This is a genomic window from Aromatoleum evansii, assembly GCF_012910805.1.
Lineage (GTDB): Bacteria > Pseudomonadota > Gammaproteobacteria > Burkholderiales > Rhodocyclaceae > Aromatoleum > Aromatoleum evansii.
In genome coordinates this window covers 21,064-47,237 of the sequence record NZ_WTVK01000024.1, presented here as the reverse complement: position 1 = coordinate 47,237, position 26,174 = coordinate 21,064, and the positions used below count along the sequence as shown (strand labels likewise).

Annotated in this window: 23 protein-coding genes; 10 read left to right on the top strand and 13 right to left on the bottom strand. The window is 63.7% G+C overall.

Translation table 11 applies throughout. The features are described 5' to 3' along the window. Position 1 precedes the first annotated feature (1 nt). The 8 genes from GO615_RS13830 (at position 2) to GO615_RS13795 (ending at position 10,770) form a co-directional block, all read left to right on the top strand. Positions 2-3,175 (top strand): efflux RND transporter permease subunit, encoded by a 3,174-nt coding sequence (locus GO615_RS13830; protein WP_169128980.1) that lies wholly within the window; start codon positions 2-4, stop codon positions 3,173-3,175. A gap of 11 nt (positions 3,176-3,186) precedes the next feature. Then, positions 3,187-4,515 carry a TolC family protein gene (locus GO615_RS13825; protein WP_169128978.1) on the top strand — a complete coding sequence of 443 codons (1,329 nt, stop codon included), beginning with the start codon at positions 3,187-3,189 and terminating at the stop codon, positions 4,513-4,515. Continuing rightward, entirely contained in the window at positions 4,512-5,084 is a 573-nt protein-coding gene (locus GO615_RS13820) for a hypothetical protein (RefSeq protein ID WP_169128976.1), read from the top strand. The genes GO615_RS13825 and GO615_RS13820 overlap by 4 nt, the downstream gene beginning before the upstream one ends. A 25-nt stretch (positions 5,085-5,109) precedes the next feature. Continuing rightward, a complete protein-coding gene (locus tag GO615_RS13815) occupies positions 5,110-6,261 on the top strand; it encodes an efflux RND transporter periplasmic adaptor subunit (RefSeq protein ID WP_211167104.1) in 1,152 nt (383 codons plus the stop codon). A 10-nt stretch (positions 6,262-6,271) separates the two neighbouring features. Then, positions 6,272-9,391 carry an efflux RND transporter permease subunit gene (locus GO615_RS13810; RefSeq protein WP_169128974.1) on the top strand — a complete coding sequence of 1,040 codons (3,120 nt, stop codon included), beginning with the start codon at positions 6,272-6,274 and terminating at the stop codon, positions 9,389-9,391. Positions 9,392-9,434: 43 nt separating this feature from the next. Then, complete coding sequence (locus GO615_RS13805) at positions 9,435-9,815, top strand: hypothetical protein (protein ID WP_169128972.1); 381 nt, start codon at positions 9,435-9,437, stop codon at positions 9,813-9,815. Positions 9,816-9,978: 163 nt separating this feature from the next. Then, positions 9,979-10,260 carry a hypothetical protein gene (locus GO615_RS13800; protein ID WP_169128970.1) on the top strand — a complete coding sequence of 94 codons (282 nt, stop codon included), beginning with the start codon at positions 9,979-9,981 and terminating at the stop codon, positions 10,258-10,260. A 204-nt stretch (positions 10,261-10,464) separates the two neighbouring features. Next, positions 10,465-10,770, top strand: coding sequence for a hypothetical protein (locus GO615_RS13795; protein WP_169128968.1), 306 nt, complete (start codon positions 10,465-10,467; stop codon positions 10,768-10,770). 418 nt (positions 10,771-11,188) lie between these two features. On the opposite strand, the gene GO615_RS13790 is transcribed toward GO615_RS13795, so the two are convergent. Continuing rightward, positions 11,189-12,556, bottom strand: a complete 1,368-nt coding sequence (locus GO615_RS13790) for a hypothetical protein (protein WP_246262281.1) — start codon at positions 12,554-12,556, stop codon at positions 11,189-11,191. A 586-nt stretch (positions 12,557-13,142) separates the two neighbouring features. Between GO615_RS13790 and petA the strand changes: the two genes are divergently transcribed. Further along, entirely contained in the window at positions 13,143-13,748 is a 606-nt protein-coding gene (gene petA / locus GO615_RS13785; protein WP_211167103.1) for a ubiquinol-cytochrome c reductase iron-sulfur subunit, read from the top strand. A gap of 37 nt (positions 13,749-13,785) precedes the next feature. On the opposite strand, the gene GO615_RS13780 is transcribed toward petA, so the two are convergent. From GO615_RS13780 to GO615_RS29650, 12 genes are all read right to left on the bottom strand, one after another. After that, positions 13,786-14,448 carry an ABC transporter permease gene (locus GO615_RS13780; RefSeq protein ID WP_169128966.1) on the bottom strand — a complete coding sequence of 221 codons (663 nt, stop codon included), beginning with the start codon at positions 14,446-14,448 and terminating at the stop codon, positions 13,786-13,788. Positions 14,449-14,648: 200 nt separating this feature from the next. Further along, complete coding sequence (locus GO615_RS13775) at positions 14,649-15,137, bottom strand: YHS domain-containing protein (RefSeq protein WP_169128965.1); 489 nt, start codon at positions 15,135-15,137, stop codon at positions 14,649-14,651. Positions 15,138-15,223: 86 nt separating this feature from the next. After that, positions 15,224-16,852, bottom strand: a complete 1,629-nt coding sequence (locus tag GO615_RS13770) for a DUF3141 domain-containing protein (RefSeq protein ID WP_211167102.1) — start codon at positions 16,850-16,852, stop codon at positions 15,224-15,226. Between the two features lie 131 nt (positions 16,853-16,983). Further along, on the bottom strand, positions 16,984-18,912 hold the full coding sequence (ftsH, locus tag GO615_RS13765; protein WP_211167106.1) for an ATP-dependent zinc metalloprotease FtsH: 1,929 nt from the start codon (positions 18,910-18,912) through the stop codon (positions 16,984-16,986). Beyond that, complete coding sequence (locus GO615_RS13760; protein WP_169128962.1) at positions 18,912-19,169, bottom strand: DUF5676 family membrane protein; 258 nt, start codon at positions 19,167-19,169, stop codon at positions 18,912-18,914. The genes ftsH and GO615_RS13760 overlap by 1 nt, the downstream gene beginning before the upstream one ends. A 75-nt stretch (positions 19,170-19,244) precedes the next feature. Further along, on the bottom strand, positions 19,245-20,471 hold the full coding sequence (locus GO615_RS13755; protein ID WP_169128961.1) for an MFS transporter: 1,227 nt from the start codon (positions 20,469-20,471) through the stop codon (positions 19,245-19,247). A gap of 17 nt (positions 20,472-20,488) precedes the next feature. Further along, a complete protein-coding gene (locus tag GO615_RS13750; protein WP_169128903.1) occupies positions 20,489-20,884 on the bottom strand; it encodes a hypothetical protein in 396 nt (131 codons plus the stop codon). Positions 20,885-20,929: 45 nt separating this feature from the next. After that, a complete protein-coding gene (locus GO615_RS13745; protein ID WP_169128959.1) occupies positions 20,930-21,316 on the bottom strand; it encodes a hypothetical protein in 387 nt (128 codons plus the stop codon). A gap of 154 nt (positions 21,317-21,470) precedes the next feature. Then, entirely contained in the window at positions 21,471-22,703 is a 1,233-nt protein-coding gene (locus GO615_RS13740; RefSeq protein ID WP_246262280.1) for a class I SAM-dependent methyltransferase, read from the bottom strand. Positions 22,704-22,808: 105 nt separating this feature from the next. Beyond that, positions 22,809-23,924, bottom strand: a complete 1,116-nt coding sequence (locus GO615_RS13735; RefSeq protein WP_169128955.1) for a S1C family serine protease — start codon at positions 23,922-23,924, stop codon at positions 22,809-22,811. A gap of 5 nt (positions 23,925-23,929) precedes the next feature. Beyond that, entirely contained in the window at positions 23,930-24,589 is a 660-nt protein-coding gene (locus GO615_RS13730) for a methyltransferase family protein (RefSeq protein ID WP_169128953.1), read from the bottom strand. Next, entirely contained in the window at positions 24,586-24,849 is a 264-nt protein-coding gene (locus tag GO615_RS29650) for a DUF2933 domain-containing protein (RefSeq protein ID WP_169128951.1), read from the bottom strand. The genes GO615_RS13730 and GO615_RS29650 overlap by 4 nt, the downstream gene beginning before the upstream one ends. 1,171 nt (positions 24,850-26,020) lie before the next feature. Here GO615_RS29650 and GO615_RS29200 point away from each other — a divergent pair. Continuing rightward, positions 26,021-26,155: a hypothetical protein gene (locus GO615_RS29200; protein ID WP_281358710.1), complete on the top strand. Its 135-nt coding sequence runs from the start codon at positions 26,021-26,023 to the stop codon at positions 26,153-26,155. Positions 26,156-26,174: the final 19 nt, after the last annotated feature.

Sequence of the window (26,174 nt, the reverse complement as noted above, 5' to 3'; positions counted from 1 at the left end):
GATGCTCGACCGGCTGATCGACTGGTCTTCCCGCAATATTTTCCTGATTCTGCTCGGGACGCTGTTCCTGATCGGTGGCGGCATTTATGCGGTCAAGAACACGCCGCTCGACGCATTGCCGGATTTGTCGGATGTTCAAGTCATCGTCTTCACCGACTTCCCGGGCCAGGCGCCGCAAGTGGTCGAGGATCAGGTGACTTACCCGCTTACGACGTCGATGCTCGCGGTGCCGCGCGCGAAGGTAGTGCGTGGCTTCTCGATGTTCGGTGCGTCGTACGTCTACGTGATCTTCGAGGACGGCACCGACATTTACTGGGCCCGCTCGCGCGTCCTCGAATATCTGAGTACCGTCGCGGGTCGGCTACCCGCCGGCGTGGCACCGCAGATCGGCCCGGACGCGACGGGGGTCGGGTGGGTGTACCAGTACGCTCTGACCGGCAAGAACATCTCACTTGCAGAGACGCGCAGCCTGCAGGACTGGTACGTCCGCTACCAACTGACGAAGGCCGGCGGCGTGTCCGAAGTCGCAAGCATTGGCGGTTTCGTGCGCGAGTATCAGGTTACTGTCGATCCTCACCGGCTTGCGACCTACGGGCTCGCGCTCGACGAGGTAGGCAAGGTGATCCGGGATTCGAACCGCGACGTCGGCGGGCGAGTCATTGAGATGGCCGAAAAGGAATTCATGATCCGCGGTCGCGGTTACCTGCGGGGCGTGCAGGATATCGAGGCCCTCGTTCTGAAGAGCGTAGGCGGCACCCCGGTACGCATTGCCGACGTCGCGCGCGTCGAACTCGTTCCAGCCGAGCGGCGAGGTATTGCCGAACTCAACGGCGAAGGCGAAGTCGCATCGGGCATCGTCATGGCGCGATTCGGCCAGAATGCGCTCGATGTGATTGCGAACGTCAAGGCGAAGATTGCCGAGATCACACCGGGGCTGCCCAAAGGCACCGAAATTGTACCGGTTTATGACCGCTCTACGCTGATCGAGCGAGCGATCGCCAACCTGAAATGGACACTGCTTGAGGAAAGCCTGATCGTCGCCGCAGTGTGTGTGGTGTTCCTGATGCACGTGCGCAGTGCACTCGTCGCGATCATCACGCTACCCCTCGGAATCCTCATCGCGTTCATCGCCATGCGTTCGCTTGGTCTGGGCTCGAACATCATGAGCCTCGGAGGCATTGCGATCGCCATCGGGGCGATGGTCGATGCCGCGATCGTCATGATCGAGAATGCGCACAAGCGCATAGAGCATCTGCCCGAGAATGCGACACAAGCGCAGCGCGGTGAGGCGATTATTCGCGCCTGCAAGGAAGTCGGCCCAGCGCTGTTCTTCTCACTCCTGATTATCACGGTGTCCTTCCTGCCGGTGTTCACGCTCGAAGGGCAGGAAGGCCGGATGTTCTCTCCGCTCGCCTTCACGAAGACGTTCGCAATGGCAGGTGCCGCACTGCTGTCGGTGACGCTTGTACCAGTGTTGATGCTGTTCTTCGTGCGCGGCCGTATCCTGCCCGAGGCGAAAAACCCATTGAACCGCTTCCTGATATGGAGTTACCGACCGATCATCGCGTGGGTCATGCGCCACAAGATCCTCACGCTAGTGGCAGCGCTCGTGACAATGGCTGCCACCATTTTTCCCGCGCGACAACTGGGTTCGGAGTTCATGCCGACCCTCAACGAAGGCACATTGTTTTACATGCCCGCGGCCCTGCCCGGGATGTCGGTGACCGAAGCCGGGCGCCTGCTTGCGACAACGAACCGCATCATCAAGACCTTCCCCGAAGTCGAGTCGGTGTACGGCAAGGCCGGACGCGCGCTGTCGGCGACCGATCCCGCTCCCCTTGAGATGTTCGAGACGGTCGTCAATCTCAAGCCTCAAAGCGAATGGCGCCCCGGCATGACAACCGACAAGTTGATCGCCGAGATGAACACAGCACTCAAGTTCCCCGGCGTCGCGAACTCTTGGACGATGCCGATCAAGGCGCGCCTCGATATGCTGTCAACCGGAATTCGTACTCCAATCGGCGTCAAGGTATTCGGCAAGGATCTCGATACCATCGAGAAGGTTGCGAAAGCAGTTGAAGCCGCGGTAAGGAATGTCCCGGGTGCAAGCAGCGCGTACGCCGAACGCGTTACCGGCGGCTATTACGTCGATATCGTGCCGCGACGTGAGCAGCTCGCGCGCTATGGCCTGTCGGTCGGGGCGGTGCAGGAAGTCGTCGCGACCGCGCTGGGGGGGGACATGGTAACGACCGCTGTCGAGGGCCTCGAGCGCTACAACGTCAGCGTCCGCTATCCGCGCGATTTGCGCGATGACCCACAGCGGATTGCCGCCGAAGTGTACGTGCCGACGATGAGCGGACCAATTCCGCTCGGCCAACTCGCCGAGGTCCGCCTCACGCGCGGTTCACCAGGGATTCGCACCGAGAATGCGCTGCTCGCTGCCTATGTCTATGTCGACACCCGTGACGCGGACTTGGGCGCGTTCGTCAAACGCGCACAGCAGGCGGTCGCCGAACAGGTCACCTTCCCGCCGGGCTACTACGCAACCTGGAGCGGCCAGTTTGAGTACATGGAGCGCGCCAAGGAGAAAATGAAGATCGTACTGCCGCTGACGCTCGGCCTGATTTTCGTACTTCTGTACCTCAACTTCCGGCGACTCACCGAAACTTTGATCGTCATGCTGTCGGTGCCCTTCGCACTCATCGGAGGCGTGTGGCTGATGTGGTGGCTCAACTACCAACTCAGCGTCGCGGTCGCGGTCGGCTTCATCGCGCTCGCGGGCGTCGCTGCGGAGACCGGGGTGATCATGCTGATCTATCTCGACCACGCATGGGAAGCCATTAAAGCCAAACGTCTCGGGGAAGGCCGCGAGCCGACGGTCGATGACCTCTACGAGGCGATCATGGAAGGCGCGGTTGAGCGCGTGCGACCGAAGATGATGACCGTGGTAGCCATCATGGCCGGCCTTCTGCCGATCATGTGGAGCAGCGGCACTGGTTCCGAAGTGATGAGCCGCATCGCAGCGCCGATGGTCGGCGGAATGATCTCGTCGACCGTCCTCACGCTTGGGGTGATCCCGGCGCTCTATGCCTTGGTCAAACAGTGGCAGCTGAGGCGTGGCCGGAAATTGCAGCCCGCATCCGACCCCCTCTCCACGGTCGCAGCGAACACATGAGTGGCATAAGGATGTGGGTTACCCGCGGGAAAAAGCCACACTGCGCATCGATGTCCTTTCGTAGCGACGCCCGCGCGGCAATCAAGATCTTGTCGCCGACCTCTTGCTGGCGACTCCCGATACATTGGGTTTTGATGCTCGGGCTCGCGACATCTTGGCCCGTATTGGCGCAGTCGTCTTCGCCCGCCGGCTCCTTGGAGGTCGGCGTGACGAGCATCCGGCACGCGGTCGATGCTGCGTGGCAGCGCAGTGCCGAGGGCCGTGCGGCGGCTGCCCGGCGGGACGAAGCGGCCGCACGGCGCGATGCCGCCGCGAGCTGGACGCCGGAACCGCCCAGCGTCACCTTGTCGCAGCGCAGTGATCGCCTTCATCGCAACGACGGCTTTCACGAGGTCGAGATAGAGCTGGAAGTGCCGTTGTGGATGCCTGGAACCCGCGCAGCCGCCTCGGCGCTCGCAGACGTGCAAGGCGGGGCGCTGGAAGCAAGTCTGGCACTGGCCCGACTCAAGCTCGCCGGAGAGGTTCGTGAAGCCGTGTGGTCGTTAAGGCTTGCGCAGAACGAACTGGACGCGAATTTGCGCCGGGTCGCTGAAGCCGAAGCGCTCGCAGCGGACGTGGAGCGCCGCGTCAAGGCAGGCGATCTGGCACGCGTCGACGCGAACAGCGCACTGGGCGCCGTGCAACAGGCGCGCGCGACGCTCGCCGAGGTGCAGACCCGCCTGCTGCGCGAACAGAAACTCTATTCCGCCTTGACCGGTCTTCCCCAGACGCCCGTCGACCGGGAGGGGGACGCTCCGTCCACCGAGCTTGAGAGTCATCCGGCCCTGATGGCGAAACGCGGCGCTGCCGACATTGCGCGGAGCCGCCTCCATCAGGCAAGTACTGCGACCCGCGACGCCCCCGAACTGATCCTTGGGGTGACGAGCGAACGCGGGGAGTTCGGCGAACGCTACTCGAATACGACGACAGTCGGGATCCGTGTGCCGTTCGGCACCGACGCGCGCAATCGCCCGCAAATCACCGCAGCGAATGCCGATCTCATCGATGCCGAAACGACGGTCACGCTCGAACGCGAACGCCTGCGCGCCGAACTCGATGTCGCGCGCCACGAACTCGAGCAGGCCCGTCGCACCGAGTCCTTCGCCATCGAACGAGCTCGCCTCGCCGCCGATTCCCGACAACTGTTGGTGAAGGCCTTCGAACTCGGCCAAGTCGATCTGCCGACCCGCCTGCGTGCGGAAAACGAGCACTTCGACGCCGAACTCGCGCTCGGCCGCGCCCGTCTCGAAACCGGCCGCGCCGCCTCGCGGCTCAAACAAGCTTACGGACTGCTGCCATGATTCCGAATCTCCCTCCCATCCTGCTCCGCCTTCGCCGACTCATGCTGCCGCTCGTGTTCAGTCTTGCTGCTCCGGCCTTCGCCGGCCCCGGCCACGACGGCGGTCACGAGGGTGACGAAACGCAGACTATGGCCACGGACCCGGCGCTACCGCGATTCGAGGCCCATTCCGACCTATTTGAAGTCGTCGGCACCGTGAACCGCGGTGAGATTTCGGTGACCCTGGATACCTGGGCGACCAACGAACCGGTGGCGGGAGCACAGATTGAACTTGAATCGGGTTCCTACAAGGCGAACGGAGAGTTCCAGCGCGACGACGGCAGTTACCGCTTCAAGTCGGCCCCGTTCGGTGAGACAGGCAGCTATCCGATCACGCTGACGATTTCCACTGGCAATGACGTCGACCTGCTCGCGGCCAGTCTCGTCGTGCCGCAGGCGCTAGGGACATCCGTCGCAACCGGCACACCGAGGACGTCCGGCCCGGACAGGCGCGTGTGGTGGGGTATCGGCGGCTTGGCCGCAGTTCTCGCACTCGCCTTCGGTTTGCGCAGTCGCCGCAGGGCTGCCTGAGAAACACTCACGGAAATATCGATCCATGAAGAAATCCCCTCGACTGGTGCCCGGTCGTCCGATATCAGCGCCCATCGCCCTGTTCATCCTTGCGCTCGCGACGGGCACCTCAGGCACGGTGCTCGCCGACGCCGGGCATGACCACGGCAACGAGCCGCCTATCGTCGCCAACCCGAACACCCCGAAGCGCCTACCTGACGGCTCGGTTTTTCTCCCCAAGCTGTCTCAGCGCCAGCTCGGGGTACGCACGGTGCTCGCCGAACAGCAGTCCCTGCCGCAGACCTGGCAGTGGGTCGGCCGCGTCGTCATGGACCCCAATGCCGGCGGCAAGGTGCAGCCGACCATCGACGGCCGTATCGAAGCCGGCCCGCGCGGCCTGCCGGTGTTGGGCCAGCCAGTTCGGAAAGGTGAGGTACTCGCGCTCGTGCGCCCGTCGGCAAGTCCCGTCGAGCGCGCGGAACAGAACGCCCAGGCGGCGGAGCTGCGTGCGGATCTCGAGATTGCGAAGAAGCAGCTCACCCGCCTGCAGGAACTGGAAGGCAGCGTGCCGCGCAAGGAAATCGAGGCGGCGCAGGCCGAAGTGAAGAGCCTCGGCGAACGCCTCGCCGCGATCGGCGGCAGCCTGAGCACCCTCGAAGCGCTGGTCGCCCCGGTCTCTGGCGTCGTCGCGACCAGCAACATCGTCGTCGGGCAAGTCGTTGAGGCGCGTGAAGTCCTGTTTGAGATCGTCGATCCCTCGCGCCTGCAGGTCGAGGCCGTCGCCCACGACGCCGCCCAAGCGAACGACGTGGCCCAGGCCGCCGCCTCGGTCGACGGCGGTCGCAACTCCTTTCCTCTCGCCTGGGTCGGCGCCGGCCGTGCGCTGCGCGAACAAAGCCTGCCGGTGCTGTTCCGCACGGTCGCGGGCAAGACGCCGCCACTGTCGGTCGGCCAGCCACTGCAGGTCATCGTGCAGACGCGCGAACAGGTCATGGGTATCCCGGTGCCGGGCGCCGCACTGGTGAAGAACCCGGCAAACCAGGAAATCGTCTGGGTGCACACCTCGGCCGAGCGCTTCGTGCCGCGTACCGTGCGTTACCGCCCGCTCGACGGCGCCACGGTGACCGTGACCGATGGCCTCGCGGCCGGCGACCGCGTCGTCGTGCAGGGCGCCCCCCTCGTGAACCAGGTCCGCTGAAGGAGCCGGCATGTTCGACTGGCTCGTCCATCAATCCCTGCACAATCGCCTGCTGGTGCTTGCGCTCGCGGTGGTGATGATGCTCTACGGCGGCCTGACGCTGACCCGCACGCCGGTCGACGTCTTCCCCGACCTCAACCGCCCTCAGGTCACCTTGCAGATCGAAGCCGGCGGCATGGCTCCCGAGGAGGTCGAGCAGCTCATCACGCTCCCGCTCGAGGTGTCGATGAGCGGCCTGCCGGGCGTCAGCGCGGTGCGCTCGGTGTCCTCGGTCGGTCTTGCCTTCGTGTATGTGAGTTTCGACTGGGGCGTCGACATCTACCGCGCGCGCCAAATCGTCAATGAGCGCTTCACCACCGTGCGCGACCAGCTGCCCGCCGGCATCGAACATGCCGCGATGGGGCCGATCAGCTCGATCATGGGCGAGATCTTGCTGATCGCCATCCCGATCGATCCGTCAAAGATCGACCCGATGGCGACGCGCGAGTACGCCGACTTCGTGCTGCGCCCGCGCCTGCTGTCCGTGCCCGGCGTCGCCCAGGTGATCCCGATCGGCGGCGAGGTGCGCCAGTACCAGGTGCAGCCCGACACCGCGCGCATGGCGGCGCTGGGCGTCACCGTTGACGACATCGCGGGTGCGCTGAAAGGCTTCTCGGCGAACACCAGCGGGGGCTTCCTCGAACTCAACGCGCGCGAATACCTCATCCGCCACATCGGCCACACGACCCGGCTCGCCGACCTCGAACGCCTGCCGGTCGCATCGCGCGACGGTCGCAGCATCCTGCTCAAGCAGGTCGCCGCGGTCACCTTTGCGCCCGCAATCAAGCGCGGCGACGCCGGTTTCAATGGTCAACCGGCGGTGATCCTGTCGGTGCAGAAGCAGCCCGACGCCGACACCGTGAAGCTCACGCGCGAGATCGAATCGGCGCTCGGCGACCTCAAGAAATCGCTGCCCGCGGGCATGGACGAGCCGCGCGTCACCTTCCGCCAGGCCAACTTCATCGAGTCGTCGATCGGCAACCTGAAAGGCAAGCTGCTTGCGGCCTCGGCGATCGTCGCGGTGGTGCTTTACCTCTTTCTCGCCAACCTGCGCACGACGCTGATCTCGCTCGTCGCGATCCCCGCCTCGATCCTCACCACCGTGCTCGTATTTCGCTACTTCGGCATGTCGATCAACACCATGACGCTGGGCGGCCTCGCGATCGCGATCGGCGAACTGGTGGACGATGCTGTTGTCGGCGTCGAGAACGTGCTGCGCCGCCTCAAGCAGGAACGTCAGCGTGGCGCCGAGGGGCATCCCCGTCTGAGTCCGTTGGAACTCATCGGCAAGGCAACGCTCGAGGTGCGTTCGGCCATTGTCTACGCGACCTTCATCATCGTGCTGGTCTTCGTGCCGCTGTTTGCACTGCCGGGCATCGAAGGGCGTCTCTTCCTGCCGCTGGGTGTCGCTTACATCACGTCGATCCTAGCGTCGATGCTGGTGTCGGTGACGCTGACGCCGGTGATGGCCTACTACCTTCTGCCGCGCATGAAGAGCCTCGGCCACGGCGAACCGAAGCTGGTGCAATGGCTCAAGGCGCGCTACGCCCGCGCGCTCGCGTGGTGCTTCAACCACGCCCGCGTGCTGCTCGCTGCGGCGGGCATCGCCGTCGCTGCCGCGCTGACCCTCGTGCCCTTCTTTCCGACGACCTTCCTGCCGCCCTTCAACGAAGGTACGGTGCTCGTGGGCCTGCGCCTCAACCCCGGCACCACGCTCACCGAATCGGTCCGCATCGCGACCCAGGCCGAGGAATTGATCCGGCAGGTACCCGAAGTCGTACATGTCGGGCGCCGCTCCGGTCGCGCAGAGATGGACGAACATGCCGAAGGCGTGCATTCGTCGGAACTGGACATCCAGTTGCGCCCAAGCGAACGCCCGCTCGGTGCGATCTACGCCGACATGCGCGAACGCCTCGCGAGCCTGCCGGCGAACATCGGCATCGGCCAGCCGATCAGTCACCGCATCGACCACCTGCTCTCCGGCGTGCGCGCGCAGATCGCGATCAAGATCTTCGGCGATGACCTCGACACGCTGCGCGCCCAGGCCGATGCGCTGCGCGGACGCCTTGCCGGCATCGAAGGGCTGGCCGACCTCGAGATCGAGAAGCAGGTGCTCACGCCGCAGATCAAGGTGCGGGTCGACTACGACGCCGCTGAAGCCTACGGACTGCCGCCGTCGAAGCTTGTTGAAGAACTCAACATGCTCGTCGATGGCGAGCGCGTCACGCAGGTCATCGAGGGCAACCGCCGCTTCAACCTCGTGCTGCGCTTGCCGGACTCCGCCCGCTCGGTCGATGGCCTGGCGAACGTTCTCATCGATACGCCGTCCGGGCGCGTGCCCCTGTCCAAGCTCGCGCGTATCGACGAATCCGACGGCCCGAACCAGATCAGCCGCGACGACAGCAAACGTCGCATAGTGCTTTCCGCCAACGCCTCGCAGCGCCCGCTGTCGGACGTGATCGCCGACATTCGCCGCGTCATCGCCGACACCCCTCTGCCCGAAGGTTACTTCATCGACCTCGGCGGACAATTCGAAGCGCAAGAGGAGTCCAGCCGTCTGATCGGTCTGCTCTCGCTGGTTTCCGCCGCGATGGTCTTCCTCGTGCTCTTCAGTCGCTACAAGAGCACTGCGCTTGCACTGATGATCATGGCCAACATCCCGCTCGCCCTGGTCGGCTCGGTGATTGGACTGTGGCTCTCCGGACAGCCGCTATCGGTCGCCGCGCTGATCGGCTTCATTACGCTCGCGGGCATCTCGACGCGCAACGGCATCCTCAAGGTCAGCCACTACATCAACCTGTGCGCGTTCGAGGAGGAGAAATTCGATCAGAAGATGCTCATTCGCGGCTCACTGGAACGCCTCACGCCGGTGTTAATGACTGCGCTCGTCGCCGCCTTTGCGCTCGCCCCGCTGCTCTTCGAGGCTGAACAGCCCGGTACCGAAATCCTGCATCCGGTCGCGGTCGTGATCTTCTCCGGACTGATCAGTTCGACACTGCTCGATACCTTCCTGACACCCGCCATCGTGTGGCTCTTCGGCCGCAAGCCCATCGAACGGCTCGTCGAAGACTCGGGCAAGGACGCTTACTAACCCTCATCTTACGTGGGCTCGCCCACGCCCCCAGGAGATACACATGAAAACCCTGCGAACACTCGCCGCTGTGCTTGCCATGCTGTCCACCCCCGCTGCCTTCGCCGGCGCCGGTCATGATCTGACGCCGAAGCACGGCGGTGTCGCCGCCGAAGCGAGTGGTGTCGTGTACGAACTCGTTGCAACGCCCGCCGCGCTGACCCTGCACCTCGACGACCATGGGCAAAGGATCAACACTGACGGCGCGACTGCGAAGATCACCCTCCTCGCGGGAGCCGAGAAGACGGAGGCAATTCTCACCCCCGCTGGTGACAACAAATTGGAGGCAAAAGGCACTTACAAACTCACCTCCGGCACTAAGGCTGTCGCGGTCGTCACACTGGCCGGCAAGGCGCCTGCGACTGCGCGGTTTGCGATCAAGTAACCGGCCGAGTGTCAGAGACAGGACTGAATTGATGTACCTCTAATTCCATCGCCATGTATTTGAGAGGTAATGGAGTGCAGCTGATCGCGGATACGGACGGCAGTCGTAATTCGATTCACCGCCTGCCGCAATACCGATTTATTCACTCTCGTAGGACCTTGCCATGACCTTCAGGATTTTGCTGATTTCCAGTCTTCTCGCTGTCACTACAACGACCGCCATTGCTGCCGAGTCGTCAGGAGATTCCCACACCAACCCCACCGCTGAGACGAACAAGAGTGAGGGGGCCAAGAAACCGGCAACGAAACCCGTATCGCGGCACGATCATGCAGCAGAGCGGCTTGGGGGTGGCACGAATCCATCAGCGCCCCCCGCAGCCGAAGACTCCATGAAACCCGAAGAAGAGAAAAAGGCCCGGCACGATCACATGCGCGACATGAAGTAGCTGGCTCGGACAGGCGGAACATTGCCCCGGGAAGTCCGCCTATCCGAATGCGTAGACAATGCTGAGATTGATCCCGCATGAGGATGAAGGGTGAACAATCGACCTGTTGTCATAACAGTTTACGTCGCGTCTGAGAATGATGTCCAATGGCGATCCGCCATCGTGTGGCGGATTCTCGGTGCCGATTAACACCAGGAGAACGATATGGATGACAAGAAAGGGAATTCGCACACTCAGCAAATACCAGAGACCTTCCAGGCGCAGCTTGAATTAACGCGCTCATGTTGTGATCTCGGCCTGAAGTGCTGTAAGGGACTGGCTGACCTGAACGCTGAAGTGACGCAGAGGACGATCACCATTGCGGAAGCCGGTCGTCAATTATTCTTGGAAAACGGCTTTCCGAAATTCGTGGCCGAAAGTACCGATGTCGGCATCGCCCTTTGGAGCGCTTGGTGGTCAGCGGGAGTCGAATTTCAGAGAGGCATGATTGGCAGCCTCTCGAAGCGCTAGGTAGCCGCCTGACGGACCGTTCCGCTCAAAGAAGGTCCGCCAGGGCTACTCCCTATCAACTACCGTCAAGCGGACAGGGCCTGTAGGGAGTAACGAAACCGTAATTTGACGCAGCTCGGTCCACAGTTCGACCGAGCCCGGGCGAGAAACGTCGTGTGTGAGCCAACTAGGCGTTCGATGAATCCCGGAGTGCCTGCGCTCCGCAGTTGTACCTGCTCAGGCGATCGTACCCAGGCGAGGAGTCCGTTGCAGAGCGACACCGTCGAGCATCCCTACGCCGCCTGAGACGATCTGCGTGAGTGCATCGAGGGAATTTCATGTATTGATCGGCCCGTTGAAGATCCGAACGCAGCTATCGTCCGGTGCGAAGTGTTGGGCCAGATTTTTCCTGCCTCCTGGCCCTCCCCTCGAGTTTCATTCAGAAGATGAGCCAGACGTAGCCGAAGAGCAGGTTGTTGTCTGACGCGTCGCGGCCGAAGCCGTTGTAGTCGCTGCGTGCACCGTTGAACCGCGTGTACGCAGTGTAGCGAAGTCCGAGCTTCAGGTTCTGCATATCCTTGAGCGGCAGGTAGTTGAATTCCGCGGTCCAGCCACGGTTGTGCGGGCTGCCGCTGGCGTTGCCCATAGCGCTCGGTTCGTCGGCCATGCCGTACTTCAGCATATCGCGATCACCCTGTGTGTCGAAGTAACCGACGCCGAGGCCGACACGGCGCTGCCAGTAGTAATGGACGTTGGCCTTGAATGTCCGCAACTTGTCGGATGGGTTGGAGGCCATCCCCATCGGAAAGCTTGCGTCCCAATCGCGCGTTTCGCGCATCCAGGTGGCGTCGGCGGTGAAGATGTGAGCCGCACCCACATACTGGTACTGGGCTTCCAGAGCCACGTCGCGAAAGCGATCCGTCGGACCGCTCGGCGCATCCGCGTCAGGGAAGATATTCACCATGATCCCCTTGATCCCCGCGGCAAAGCTCTGATTGCCCATTTCACGGTTGATCATCAGGTGCCAGTACGGCGCATTGCGGTCGACCTCGGTTTCTGTCGGCACGCCGGCGCTGAACGGCCGTAGCAACCCGTTCCTGGCAGTGCGGTAGACACCGACCTCGGCATACAGCGTGTTGTCCCAAAAACCGTACAAACCCAGCCCGGCCACTTGACTGGCGAGCGCCATGTCGAGCACGGGGGCGACCTCCGGCATGATGCCTGCGTCCTCGAGATGGGGGAACGACCACATCGGGGCGCTGTTCCAGATGTCCTGCACTCCAGGGGAGTTATTGAGCGTTACGCCAAGGAGCAGTTCCTTGCCCCCCAGCATCGTGTCATTCGCATAGCGGATGTCGGCCATCTCGATCGCCCAGCGCCGCTCGATGCCATCGTATCCGTACTGGACAAAGGCGCCGGAGGAGTCGGTGATCTTGCCGGCATAATAGACGGCGGCTGTCTGCAGAATCGTCTCGTCAGCACGTGGAAAGTCCTCCGATGGATTGGATGCGCGGGTGTCGCGAATCGAGCTGTGGGAGCCAATCAGCGAAGCCGACAGCGGCAGGTTGAATGGAAACTTCTTGTCGTCGAGCTGATTTCCCAGGCTGTAGCCGCGTAGCTTGAACTGTCGGCCGAATGACGTAAGCTCAGGGAAAACGGTGTGGCAGGCGGCGCATGGCTGTCCGGTCTGGCGCCCGAAGCTTGGCACCGCCTGCGCCGGGGCGCTCAACAGCAGGAACAGCAACCCCGTCGTGATGGTCTGTATGACTGTGTCGATGAGGCTCGTGGTTTTTCGCTTGCTCATCATGATCCCCCCTATTCTATTGTTCGTAGTGAGTGGTATTACTCCGTCCTTCGGCCGATTCGATCACCGCCTCGGTATCGCGCTGGCACTTGTGTAGCCGAGCCTCGAGTCAGGTCCGCGCCGACGCGCTTGACTTCCGCACCGGTGCCGCCGCGTCACGAACTCTCATCGTCGGTGTGCCTTGCCTCCCGCGCTGAGTATGCTCGCCTGATCCCATCAATACGATGACGCATCCATTACATCGGCGTAATTTCAAACAGTGGCGCGGCGAGGCCCAGTCACCCAGTTGGCCTCATCAGCGGCATCATTCGGGGCACGAATCGGCGTGGGTGATCATGAGTCATTGGCGCGCCGTGGCGATCCGATCCCCCAGCACGCAATCATTGATAACTGGACGCTAACGAAAATGTAATAGTGTGGTCACGGCGCAGTCAGCCAGCCGCTTTCATCATTTGAAGACATTGAAGAGGTCCGCTCACGGCGAGCCTTCCCATACGAGAGAGAACGATGGCTCGGTGCAGGACTTAGGTATTTCGCGATCCGACCGATCGTGGTCTGGTCGGGCGCGTGGCGGATGGGAGATGTGACGATGGGATCAGAGCACGACGCCGACGGCCACCCCGATCCCCTGCGCCGCCGTTTGCTTGTCGCGACCTCAGTAGCGGGAGGTGCCGCAGTGGCAGCGACTGCACTCCCATTCATTGCCAGCCTGACTCCGAGCGAGCGGGCCAGGGCACTCGGCGCTCCCGTGGAAGCGGACATTGCCAAGCTGCGCGACGGCGAGATGACCACCGTCGAATGGCGCGGCCAGCCGGTGTGGATTCTGCGGCGCACGCCGGAAATGATCGAACGGCTCGACGACATCGACGATCAGCTGCTCGACCCCGCCTCGGTGAAACAGCAGCAGCCGCCCTATTGTCAGAATGCGGCGCGTTCCATCAAGCCGGAAATTTTCGTCGCCGTCGGCCTTTGCACCCATCTGGGCTGCGTCCCAACCTTCCGTCCGGAAGTGGCGCCACGAGACTTGGGCAAGACCTGGTCCGGCGGGTACTATTGCCCCTGCCACGGCTCCAAGTTCGATCTGGCGGGCCGCGTCTACAAGCACGTGCCGGCTCCATCGAACTTGGTCATCCCGAAACACAAGTACCTGTCCGATACGCAGTTGCTGATCGGCAAAGACGATTCAGACGTCTGAGCGCAGCTTATAACATCAAAATTTTTCGCTGCGTCGGTCATCCCGGTTCGTTTCCGCACCCCGCCGATGCGCTTGCCCACTCGAATTGCCGCCGAAAGCGCCAGACGCCGACGCCGAATTCGGTTCCACCCAGCAGGGCCAACGCCAGCACGGAATCCCACACCAGATCGAGCCCGGCGCCGCGCAGCGGGATGCTGTAGGTCGCGTCGATGTAGTGGGCGAGCGGATCGAACAGCACGATCACATGAAGCCCGCTTGGCAGCATGATCGTCAGCAGCGCGGTCATCATCAGCAGTTCGGAGATCGAGAAGAACCAGGCGTTGTCCTGATTGGGGTTGAACCACGCGCGCTGCTCGTCTCGGATGACCGGCTGTGCGTCGAGGCTGCCGGGGCCCGGGCCCAGGCGGGCGAGCGCCAGATCGGTTCCAAACCGGCTCGTGATTTGTTCCGCGTAGGCCGCGGCGAGCAGGCTGAGCGACGAATTGGTGGTATCGACCTGCTGACGCACGGCGGCCGGCTCACCGCGCAGCAGCGACTTCTCGAAGCCGGGCGGAATGTCCATCGTGACTATCACCTCGCCACGGTCGAGCATCCGGATGCCCGTTCCCGGTTTTTCGACCGTGCCGTGCATAAGGTAAAAGGGCGCTGCGAACCGGCTCGCCAGCTCGCGCGAGGGCGCGCTCTTGTCGCCGTCGAGCACGCTTCCTGATTCGCTCGCTTGTGACAAACCTTTCGCTTGGGCGGAAAGCTCCCTGAAGGGACCGCCAGTGCATCGCGTACAGGCGTCAAAGCAGTTCCGACGACGTGCTCGCTACTATCCCCATCCACGCTCGACCATGCTTGTGCATGGATGACAAAACATGACTTGCAGATGACGCGGGATGCATGGCCGCCTCCCAGTCAATGACAGCCGGACGGGCGGTCGACCTGCAGGTGCCCAATCTCGCACTCTTCCGTGTAGTGCACAAAGCCGCGACGCAATCGCTCGGCCCACCCTCCGCCCAGCCGTGCGCCGGCCTCCTCGAAGGCCGCCTCGACCTGCACAGCGGTCGTCTGCAACAGATCATAGGTCACGACCACCTCGTCACCGCACACCTCCACTGTCTTGATTCCCATCAGCGCGCCCACTTGCGCGCTCACGGTGTCGGCCTGGTCCGCGTCAAGGGCCGCGTCGAGCGCGAAGCGCCGACGCTTGAGCACCGTTTCTCCGCGTTGTTTCGGTGCCGGACGGCCGGGCAAGCCGACATACAGATGGGGGTTGGCGAGAAAACGCTCGCGGCATTGCGGCGAGCAGAATGCGAAATGGCTGCCCTGATACTCGGTGGCGAAGCCGGCGGAATCCACCAACATGCCACACACCACATCCTTGACCGGTTCCTTATCTTTCACGGTACTCTCCCAAACAAACCGTTGTCGGCGCTGCCGGCAATGGCCGCGCCGCGGTGCCGAACCGCGGTGCTGCGGTCGTGTGATTTTCAGCCGAACAGCGCTGCGAACATCGCCTCCTGCGTCTCATCCCGCCACCTGCGATACGCGTCCAACCCATTGGAGATCATTCGGCTCGCCGCCTGCTCGCCCACCAGCCACGGATTGTCGGCGTCCACCGGCCAGCGGTGCTCGCGCACCCAGGGAGCCAGCGTTTCCATCGCCTTCATCCAAGGGCAGAACTTCTCCGAGAACAGGTAGCGGCTCGTGCGCATCGGATGCAGCCACTTCAGCGCCGTCGCCGTCCACGGCGTGGCGACCGCCTGTACCCACGGACTGACGAAGCCGCGGTAGTGCGACTCATTGAGCTCGGAAATCAGCCGCACGGTCTCGAACGCCTTGCGCGGATAATCGAAGCGGATGTCTTCCACGCGGCGCTCCGCGAACACGACCGCGTACTGCGGCTTGCGGCAGTCCGGATCGCCGGTCGGGTTGACGATCCGCATCTCGTAGAGGCCCGGCGCCAGTCCCTCCAACTCGTTCACCGATTCCAGGATCGCCCTATGTTCCAGGCGGGCGACGCTCGCCGAAACGAAGATGCCGAGGTGGCCGACATGGGGATTGAGCAGATAGACGATCCGCTGGCCTGCGCCTTTGAGGTCTGCGGTCGTCGGATAGATCGTCGGAATCCAGTTCAGCGCCTGATGTGGTGGGGTGATGTTGTCGGCGCTGGAGGCGAAGATCAGCAGCGGATTGCGAATGTGCCTGAGGTCGATAACGCAGCCATGGCAGATCCGCATCTCGCCACGCTCGAGCTTGTTGCCGACGAACAGGTTCTCGACGATGGCGACGATTTCCTCGCGGCCCAGGAAGTAGAAGCCCGACCACCAGCGCTCGAAATCGAGAAACCGCTCCCGTTCGTCATCGATGTTGGCGAAGACATGGTTGAGTTTGTCCCACAGCGAGTGGGCGGGATTGAGGGCTTCGAAATTCTGCACCAGCCAGGCACCGTCGAAGCTGCCGTTGCCCAGATCGGCGAGGAAGTGCACGGGCCACACGCCGCCGACGAAGCCGCCGGCCAGGCGCATCGGGTTCACGTCGGCGGCACCGGCCCAGTAGGACAGGGGCGAGCCGTTGAGCACCGCCGGCCCGGCGAGCCCGACGCATCCCGCCGACAGCAGGGTGACGGCCCAACCAGCCTGGCAGTTGCCGTACAGCACCGGCGCGCGGCCACCGTGGCGTCGGCTCACCTCCTCCACGAAGCGGCGCAGGGCATGCAGCACGTCAGCCAGGGTCTGCCCCGGACACGGCTCAGGATAGAACATCACGAAATAGACCGCGTGCCCCTCGTGCAAGGCCATCCCCACCTCGGAGTCGCGTTTGAAGCCGCCGATACCCGGACCGTGGCCGGCGCGCGGATCGACAACGATCAACGGGCGCTTGGTGTCGTCCAAGCAGTGTTCGTGGCGATCGCCCCCCGTGTCGGTGATCCGCAGCAGGGCGTAGTTCGACGGGCGTTCGAAGCGGCGTGCGTCGAGGAGGGTTTCGTAGTCGAAGTCGAGGAGTGGCGGCAGGCCCGCCTGCTCGTGCTGCAGCATGTTGTCGGCGCGTTGCCGCAGGGCGTCGAGAAACAGCACCGTGCGCTGCCAGCAGTCGATCTGATATCGCCACGGCGCCATCCATAGGGACGCGGCCTCGGCAAGGGCGGTCGCCTGTCCAGGCACGGACGATGGCGGAACCGGCAACGTGCCGGCAGTCGAGGTATCCGGCCATATCTCCGGTGCCTTAGGGGTCTTAGTCGATGCCTTATTCATTCTGGATTCTCCGATCGGTTCGATATCGGGTTTAGCACCGCTGCTTCGGCGGGCTCCTGTCGCGCCGATCGCGGTCCGTCGTCGCCTGCGGCCAGCAGCTGGTCCAGCTCCGCCCGGTCCACGATTTCGTTTTCCAGAAGCAGGTGCGCCAAGGCGTCCAACTGCGCGCGCCGCCCACTCAACGTATCGCTCACCCGGGCATGGGCATCGGCGAGGAGCTGTCTCACCTCCTGGTCGATGGCTTCGGCCGTGTGTTCGCTGTACTCCTTGCGCCCTGGCATCACCGGTCCGTCGAGGAACAGAGCGGCGCGCGCCTCGTCCAGCGTCGCCAGCCCCAGTCGGTCGCTCATGCCATACTGGGTGACCATCTGGCGCGCAAGATCGGTCGCCCGCTGCAGGTCATTTCGCGCGCCGGTGGATACATCGCCAAAGACGATTTCCTCCGCCACCCGGCCGCCCAGCAACACGTCGATGCGCTCGAGCAGTTCAGCTCTCGTCGCCAGATAGCGGTCCTCACCCGGCGTCTGTTGCGTGTAGCCCAGGGCGGCCACGCCGCGGGGGATGATGGATATCTTGGTCACCCGATCCGTGCGGGGCCGGTCCTCGGCCACCAACGCGTGACCCGCCTCGTGATAGGCCACCGTTTCCTTCTCCTTGGGATTGATCAGCCGGTTCTTCTTCTCGATACCCGCCACAATGCGGTCCAGGGCCTCATCGAAATCGACCATCTCGACCGCATCCTTGCCCTTGCGGGCGGCAAGCAGCGCCGCCTCGTTCACGAGATTGGCCAAGTCGGCGCCTGCGAACCCCGGCGTCTTCGCGGCCACCACGGCGAGATCGATGTCGCCAGCCAAGGTGACATGCTTGGCGTGCACCCGCAGGATCTTCTCGCGGCCGCGCAGGTCGGGGCGGTCCAGGGCGACGTGACGATCGAAACGGCCCGGGCGCAGCAACGCCGGGTCGAGGATCTCGGGGCGGTTGGTGGCGGCCATGATAATCACGCCCTTGTTGGTGTCGAAACCGTCCATCTCCACCAGGAGCTGGTTCAGCGTCTGCTCGCGCTCGTCGTGGCCACCCATGATGCCGATGCCACGCGCCTTGCCCAGGGCGTCCAACTCGTCGATGAAGATGATGCAAGGTGCCCTTTCCTCCGCCTGCTTGAATAGATCGCGCACCCGCGCCGCCCCCACGCCGACGAACATCTCGACGAAATCCGAGCCGCTCATCGAGAAGAAAGGCACCCCTGCCTCGCCGGCCACCGCCTTGGCCAGCAACGTCTTGCCGGTGCCGGGCGCCCCTACGATCAGCACGCCCTTGGGGATCTTCCCGCCCAGGCGGCGGTAACGCTGCGGCGTGCGCAGAAATTCGACAATCTCGCGCAGCTCTTCCTTCGCCTCGTCGATGCCCGCCACATCGTCGAACGTGACTCCGGTCTCCTTTTCCATGTAGACCTTGGCCTTGCTCTTGCCGATCTCCATCAGCCCTCCGCCCGGCCCCATGCGCTTCATCAGGAAGCCCCACAGGCCGACGAAGATCAGCACCGGCACGACCCACGACAGGACGGTGGCCAGCAGCTTGCTCTCGACGTAGCCCGCAAAGCGCACACCCGCCGACTCTAGGTCCTTCACCAGGCTGGGATCGTCTACCCGCAGCGTGACGAAACGGTGCTGTCCGCCGCCAAGGCGCTGGCGTTCGCCGATCTTTTCCGGCGGCAGCGTGTCTTCGAGCCCTTCCGTCTTGAGCGTGCCGGTGATCTTGTCCGCAGCCACTGCGAGATCGGCGACCTTCCCCGCCTTGAGCAGCATCTTGAAGTCGCTGTAGGCCAGCGTCTCCGTATGCGTGGGGAACAGCACACTCTGGATCAACAACAGCACGGCGAAGGCACCCAGGAAGTACCACAGGGAAAAGACCTGGCGCTTTTCCATCATGCGCCCCACCGCTGCTGCAGGAAGTTGTGGATCGGCACATAGGCGAGGCCGGCATAGACGCCGTACGCGAAACTCTCTCCGAGTCCCAGTACGAACGCCGGCCAGCTCAGCCATTTTAAGCCGGGCAGCATCTGCTCCAAGAACGCACGCATGTGAATGCTCACGGGCATCGCCAGCCCGTACGCCACGCACAGAACGAAAGTGAACGCGGTCCAAATACCCAAGGCGACAGCAACGACTTTCAGGCTCAGCATAACGCCACCTCTAACGGTTGCCGGACTCCCTGCCGCCGCGGGCAGGGGATCCATAGCGCACTGCACTGTGCTCCTTCACCCCCTCCCCTCCTCGTTCGGTTGCAGAGGCACACCGCTCGCAGCCAACCGTGCGGCGGCAAGCGCGGCCGCAAGCAGCAGCCCCGCACCCAGCCAGAACGGCGCCTCGGGACGCACGTCGAACAGCACGCCGGCGGCAAACGAGCCCGCCGCCTGTCCCAGATTTCCCGCCGCCACGCTTTTGCCCAAGGCCGCACCCTGGTTGTCGCCGGCGTCTTGGGAAACGCGATAACTCAGGAGAGGAATGAGAATGCCTGAGGCGGCGGCGATCATCCCGACCAGGCCCACCTGAGCCAGATAGCTGTCGCTGTATGGCAGCAAGGCCATGCCGCCCGCCATTGCCACGAAGCCCGATACCGTCAGGAGTGGGCCGTAAAGCCGTGAGGGCGAAGACCAGAAGACGGCAATCTGGGCCGCGATCATCACCACGCTGCATTCCATGAACATGACGCTGATGGCGGCGGGCGTCAGCCCGAGCAGGCGCTGGGCGCGCAGCACGATGGCGACCTCGAAAGCGCCGAGCCCGAACATGAGCAGCAGCACCATGAGAAACAATGTCGGCCGCCCGCGCGCAGCGTCCGGCGCGGCCGGTACTTCGCCCCTCGCCCCGCGCGGCAGGCGAAAGAACAGCGTGAGCCAAACGACCGCGCCCAAAATCGCGGCAACGCCGAAGGGCGAGGCTAGCGCCACGTGCCATAGGTCGGCGTCGCCCGATCCCGCCCCCTCCCGAGTCGTGATGCCGCTCAAGGCCGGCCCCGCCAGCAGTCCCAGGCCTGAGGCCGCGCTCAACCAGGCGAAGCGGCGTGCGCGCCGCTCAGTGGGGTGGCTGGCCCCTGCGAAAGCCATGGCCACCGGTAATACGGCCGCGGCGAAGACGCCGCTGGCGATACGCATGGCATAGGCCTGCCCCAGGCTCAGAGACAGCCCGAACAGGAGCAGTGTCACCACGTAGCCCGCCAGCCCCGTCAGCAGAACCGGCCGCTGGCCGGCGCGGTCGGACAGTCGTCCGCAGACGGGAGCGAACGCGAACAGCGCCAGCGTGTACACGCCCGTCAGCATGCCCGCATGCCACGACACGTCGTAACGGCCACCTTTGTCCGCGAGATGCTCGATGAAAGGCGCGAGCACCGGCAGCAGGGCGCCGTAGCCCATGAACACCGCGAACACCGCAGCCATCAGCAGCAGGTGGATGTCCGTATCCGCGTGGGGCGAAAGCCGCTTCATCGCTGATGGCACGCGCCTTAGCAGCCGTGACGCCGGTGCGGCCTGTGTCCAGCGGCATGCTCACTGCCCAAGGCCTCCCCGCTGACCGTGCCAACATACCGATCGGGAGAGGACTCGAACAGCGCACGGTTCTCCCGGGACTTGAAATAATAGATGCGTCCCCACAACACGGAGGTCAACGCGCCCTCAATGCGCACCGTGTTGCCGCTCACTGGATCGATAGCGGTCTCGGCCTGAGGCTGGTCAGCGCGGCTGGCTTCCCGCTCGCCGTGGTCGCGGTGGCCGCCATGGTGGCCGTGGCCACCCAACAGACCGCCCAAACCACCGTGGCCGTGTGCCCGGCGAAGCAGGAAGAGTGGTCCGATCGCCAACAGGATCCAAATCCCATTCTCCGATATCCAGTTCCAGTTCATGAACGATCTCCTCAAAAGGACTGATCGGCGCACAGGCGCGGCCGTTCAGTGGTGGGCATAGCGAAACTCCGCCTCGAGCGTCTGCGCATCGCCCGACCGCCGGAACTGGAGCCTGATCCGATACGCCGTGCCGCGTCCCGCCATCGGCACCTGTCCTACATAGGCCGGGTCAGCGCCATGGATGCTCGGCGCAAGTGGCCAGTGCGTGGCAACCCGTCCCTTTCTTGCGACTTCCACCGCGACGGAAGCGTCCTCGATGGGACGTCCGGTCGCCTGCTCCTTCAGCAAGGCGACGACGCGGTGGTCGCTCTCCTCCGTCATCGTCGACGAATGGGGCTGCGAGGGCGTGACCTGCAGCCACGCGACAATGCCATCCACGGTCTCGCGCTGGAAAATCTCCTCGGCCGAAACGGGGGCAAAGCAGGTTGCCACGAGGACCGCGCATAGCGGGCGCGTCAACTGCGGTGGTCGCTGAGGGCGTCGATCATGGGCTCCACCAGCGTATCCATCCGTGCGGGCGAGCCCCGACGGCAGGCTGATTAGTAGGGGTTTCTGCATGGCTCCTCCAAGTCGTCGCCCGCGCCGGCTAGCTGTAGAGATCGCGCCTGGTGAGCGGCACAGGGGGCGGCGCCTTCGCCCGCTTGGACACCAGGATCTGGTAGACGCCCACTCCGCCCTGCTCGAATTCGTGCGAGCACGCCGCCATGTAGAGCCGCCAGGTGCGAAAGACCTCCGGCGTGACGTGCTCCAGCGCTTCGAGCCGGCGGCGTTCCAGCCGCTCGCCCCAGTGGCGCAGCGTCAGCGCGTAATGGGGGCGCAGGCCTTCCACGTCCCAGATCTCGAAGCCGGCCCGCTCCATCGCGCGCTGCACATTGCCCACCGTATCGAGCTCCCCGTCGGGAAATACGTAGCGGTTGATGAAGCGCGTGCCCGCGGAATCCGGCCAACCTTCGCGGTCGTGGGTGATGCCGTGGTTGAGGAACAGGCCGCCGTCGCGCAACAGGCGATGGGCAGTCGCGAAATAGATGGGCAGATTCTTCAGCCCGACGTGCTCGAACATGCCGACGCTGGCGATCTTGTCGAAGCGCCCCGCTCCCGCAATGTCACGGTAATCCCCCAACTCCACGGTGACGCGCCCCGCGAGCCCGTCTTCGGCGACGCGTCGTCGGGTGTAGTCGTACTGGTTGCGGCTCAGGGTCACGCCGTGCGCGTCGACGCCATAGTGTCTGGCGGCCCAACATAACAGCGCGCCCCAGCCGCAGCCGATATCAAGCAGCCGCTCGCCCGGGGCCAGGCGCAACTTGCGGCACAGATGATCGAGTTTGTTGCGTTGGGCCTGCTCGAGGCTGTCGCCCGTGTTTTCGAAATAGGCGCAGGAATACACCATTTGCTCATCGAGCCACAGCGGGTAGAAGTCGTTCGAGACGTCGTAATGAAAGGCGATGGCCTTGCGGTCGCGATCGTGGGAGTGCCTGAGCAGGAGGCTGCCCGCCGACCAGCGCCTGCCTGACTGGGGCACGGCCCCGCGCCGTCGCAGCGCTAGGGCATTGACGAGCAGCACGAACTTCTTGAACGCCGGCAGGCGCAGCGTAGCGAAATGGTCCTTCAATGCCAACGCAGCTTCCAGGTTGCCTCCGACGTCCAGGGCGCCACGCACATAGGCATCGGCCAGGCACAGCGGATCGCGTGTCAGGATCAGTTCGCGCAGCACGTGCGCATCGTGCAGGGCCAAGGTGAAGCGCGGCCGCTCGCCCCCGAATTCGAGCGTGGTGCCGTTCCACAGCCTGACCGCCAGCGCGGCATTGGCATCGTGCAGCAATGGCTCGAGGATGCGTCGCGCTCGCGCCGTATCGACGCGCTCCGCGTTTTCGATACCGATGTCTCGTGTATCGGCAACCATGGCCTGTTCCCCCTCTCGGCCGCTTCATTGCCGCCGCAGCGGCGGCCGCTTGCCCACCTGCACCTGCAGCGCCAGCTCGCGCTCGCCGCGGCGCAGTCGGATCTCCACCGTGCTGCCGGGCGCGGTCGAAGCGACAGTGGTCATGAGCGATACGCTGTCGGTCACTGCCCTGCCAGCGATCGCGAGCACGATGTCGCCGGGCCTGACACCGCCTGCCTCCGCAGGGCCGCCGCGCATCACGCTGGCGATGCCTACGCCCTTGCCCAGCTCCGGTGGCAGGTCGCGCGCCTCGACACCGAGCCAGCCGCGCTGCACCTGCCCCGTGGTGACGATCTGCTCCAGTACCTGGCGTGCGAGCGTCACGGGAATGGCGAAGCCGATGCCCTGCGAACCGCCGCTTTCGGAATAGATCGCGGTGTTGATGCCCACGAGGGCGCCCGTCGCATCGACGAGGGCGCCGCCCGAGTTGCCTGGGTTGATGGCGGCATCGGTCTGGATGAAGTTCTCGAAGATGTTGATGCCCAGCCGATTGCGTCCGGTTGCGCTGATGATGCCTTGCGTAACCGTCTGTCCGACGCCAAAGGGGTTGCCGATCGCCAGCACGGCGTCGCCGACATCGACGCTGCCCGCGTCGGCGAAGACGATCGGCGCGAGCCCCTGCGCCTCCACCTTGAGCACGGCCAGGTCCGTTTCCGGGTCGGTTCCGACCACGCGCGCCTCGGTCGCCTCGCCGGAGCTGAACACCACCGCGATCTCGTCAGCCCCCTCAACCACATGGTTGTTGGTGAGCAGATAGCCATCGTCGCTGACCACGACACCCGAGCCCAGGCTGGTGGCGGGCCGCGGCGCCGGTTCCGCGCCACCGAACAGGCGCCAGCCCGGATCGCCCCAGGGCAGGCCGCGCGGCACCTGCTTCAGCGTGTATACGTTCACGACCGAAGGCATCGCCCTGCGGGCCGCCGCGCGAAATCCTCCGCCGCCGGGTGCTGCGTTCGCCGTGGCAGGCACCTGCTCGCGTACCGTCACGACCTCGCGTGCCACCGGCGGCGCGCCCTCGTCGATGAACCAGACATACAGGAGCCAGATCGCGAGTGTCCCGACGACTATCTTGACAAACGTCAGCCACGCACCTTTTTTCATGGCATTCACTCACGTATGCGTTGTGCGCCCGCCCGAGCGCCCAGATGCGGAATGAAGGCCGGCGTGCACGCCGCGTAGCGTTCATATTCGGCGCCGAACCTCGCGGCCACCTCCCGCTCTTCCTTGCGGGCAAGGCGCACGTACATGAACACCAGGATGGGGAACATCACCAGGGTCACCAGGGTGGGCCACTGCAGCAGGAAGCCGACCATGATCAGCACGAAGCCCCCGTATTGCGGGTGGCGCACACGGGCGTAGGGGCCTTCCACCGCCAGCCTGCCCGCGCGCTGGGCAGCGTAGAGCACACGCCAGGCGGCGGACAGCACCAAGAAGCCGCCGCCGATGAACAGTCCGCTGAGCAGGTGGAAGGGTCCGAAGTGAGGATTTGACTTCCAGCCGAACATCACCTCCAGCAGGTGCCCCGAATCGTGTGCCAGCCAATTGACCTCGGGAAACTTGCTGGTGAGCCAACCCGACAACAGGTAGATGGTGAGGGGAAAGCCGTACATCTCCGTGAACAGCGCCACGATGAAGGCCGAGAAGGCGCCGAACGAGCGCCAGTCGCGCTTGCTCTGGGGCTTGGCGAAGCTGAAGGCGAAGATGATGAAGATCGCCGAATTGAGTACCACCAGGGACCACAGGCCGTAGGCGGGGGAATCGCTCATTTCCCGTCTCCTTCTTTGCTTTCGCTGTCATGTCCGCCGTGACCGCCATGATGAAACAGGTGCAACAACGGGCAGGCCAGCAGCAGCAGGAAAGGCAGAACGCCAAGCAGATGGGCACGGTGCTCAGTAACGAGGAAGAAGGCTGCGATCAGGGCGAAGGCGATGAAGACCCATTTCCCGCGCCTGCGGCTCGCATCGACCTGGGCGTGACCCTGATGACCATGAGCCCCGTGCTCTTTGTGCTGTACTGGTGAGTCCAAGATAGCCTCCGTGGATGAAGATTACTGGGGTCACACAGGCAGGCGGTCTGCCTTGCGCAAGAAGCGGGGATCCGTTGCACGCCCGCCGGGCGCGCGGCCGGCGGCGAAGCGCTCCGCGGGAGTACCCCCCGAGCGGATCAGGCGGATGCGCACCAGTCCCCACCAGAGGAGCAATCCCCGTAATACAAAGCTGATCTCTAACAAACGCATCGCCTGCACCGTATTCCGGGGATAGCCTGTTTTCGTACAAAGACTTAGCCGGGCGCAGCGCGCGGATGGTGGCAATGTCCCGCGGCATCTGAACTTTCAATACACAATGTAAATCGATGGCCACGACGAGTATCCTGCGGTCGCGCGAGACAAGAAAATCCGAGCGCGATACCCATTTGCCGTCCGGCCCAATGCAGAACGCGGTGTGCGCGTGGAACTGATAAGCGGGGGCCCCTTGTCACGGACACAAGAATCGTGCCTGCCCGACCACTGCTGATAGCTACCCCGTTGGTGTGGCGTCGATTGCCCTACCACAGGGTGCGCCGGAATGGGATTTGAGCGTTTGGACACGCAGGCCCCCTTTACGTCGTCGTGCCGGATAGCTGTTATCGTAAGACCGCAGTCCCTATTACGTATCGGCTGCCGTAGTCACGACATTGGGGGCAATAACGAGTAGCTCAGACTAGGCCACTCTTATATATGCGGAAATTATGAGCGCCCTTTTTTGACGTAGACATGACTTCCGGATTACATATTCGTAACCATTGCGTAATCCGTAACCGCGCTCGCCTCTCGTTACTCCTCATGGATGAGGACTGCCCTTATTGCGGGGGTGATAGATCCCATATCATGCCATTTCCCACTGGTGTCCCTCGTTATGGGCTGGTTGCACATACCGTGGTCGCACTCGACGATCCACCGCTTTTGAAGTACGCGGGAACAAAAATGATAATCCACCACGCTGGGCGCCAAACCAACGGCAGCCGCGAGTAGGCGGCAGACGCAAAGGTGGCCGTGAGCGTTCAAAGAAGTTGATTCCATGGAACACCTCCGATCATAACGTTTGAACACATGCGCGACGGCAAGTCGCCAATTTGCGAAACCTTCGCTGCCCGATGCCGGATCGTCATTGGTGTCAGAAGAAACTCGTCGGCAAGTGAGGCAATGGACGTCGGCGACCATGTTCGTGAACTTCTTTCATGGCACGCCGGCTTCGGAATTGATGGCTGCTCATGCTATCGGAAATACGACCGCACACGGATTGGTTCTTGAAGCTGCCAATTCGATCGGTGATGAGTCGACGGCGGCTTCGTGAGGATCCTACCGTGACGCAT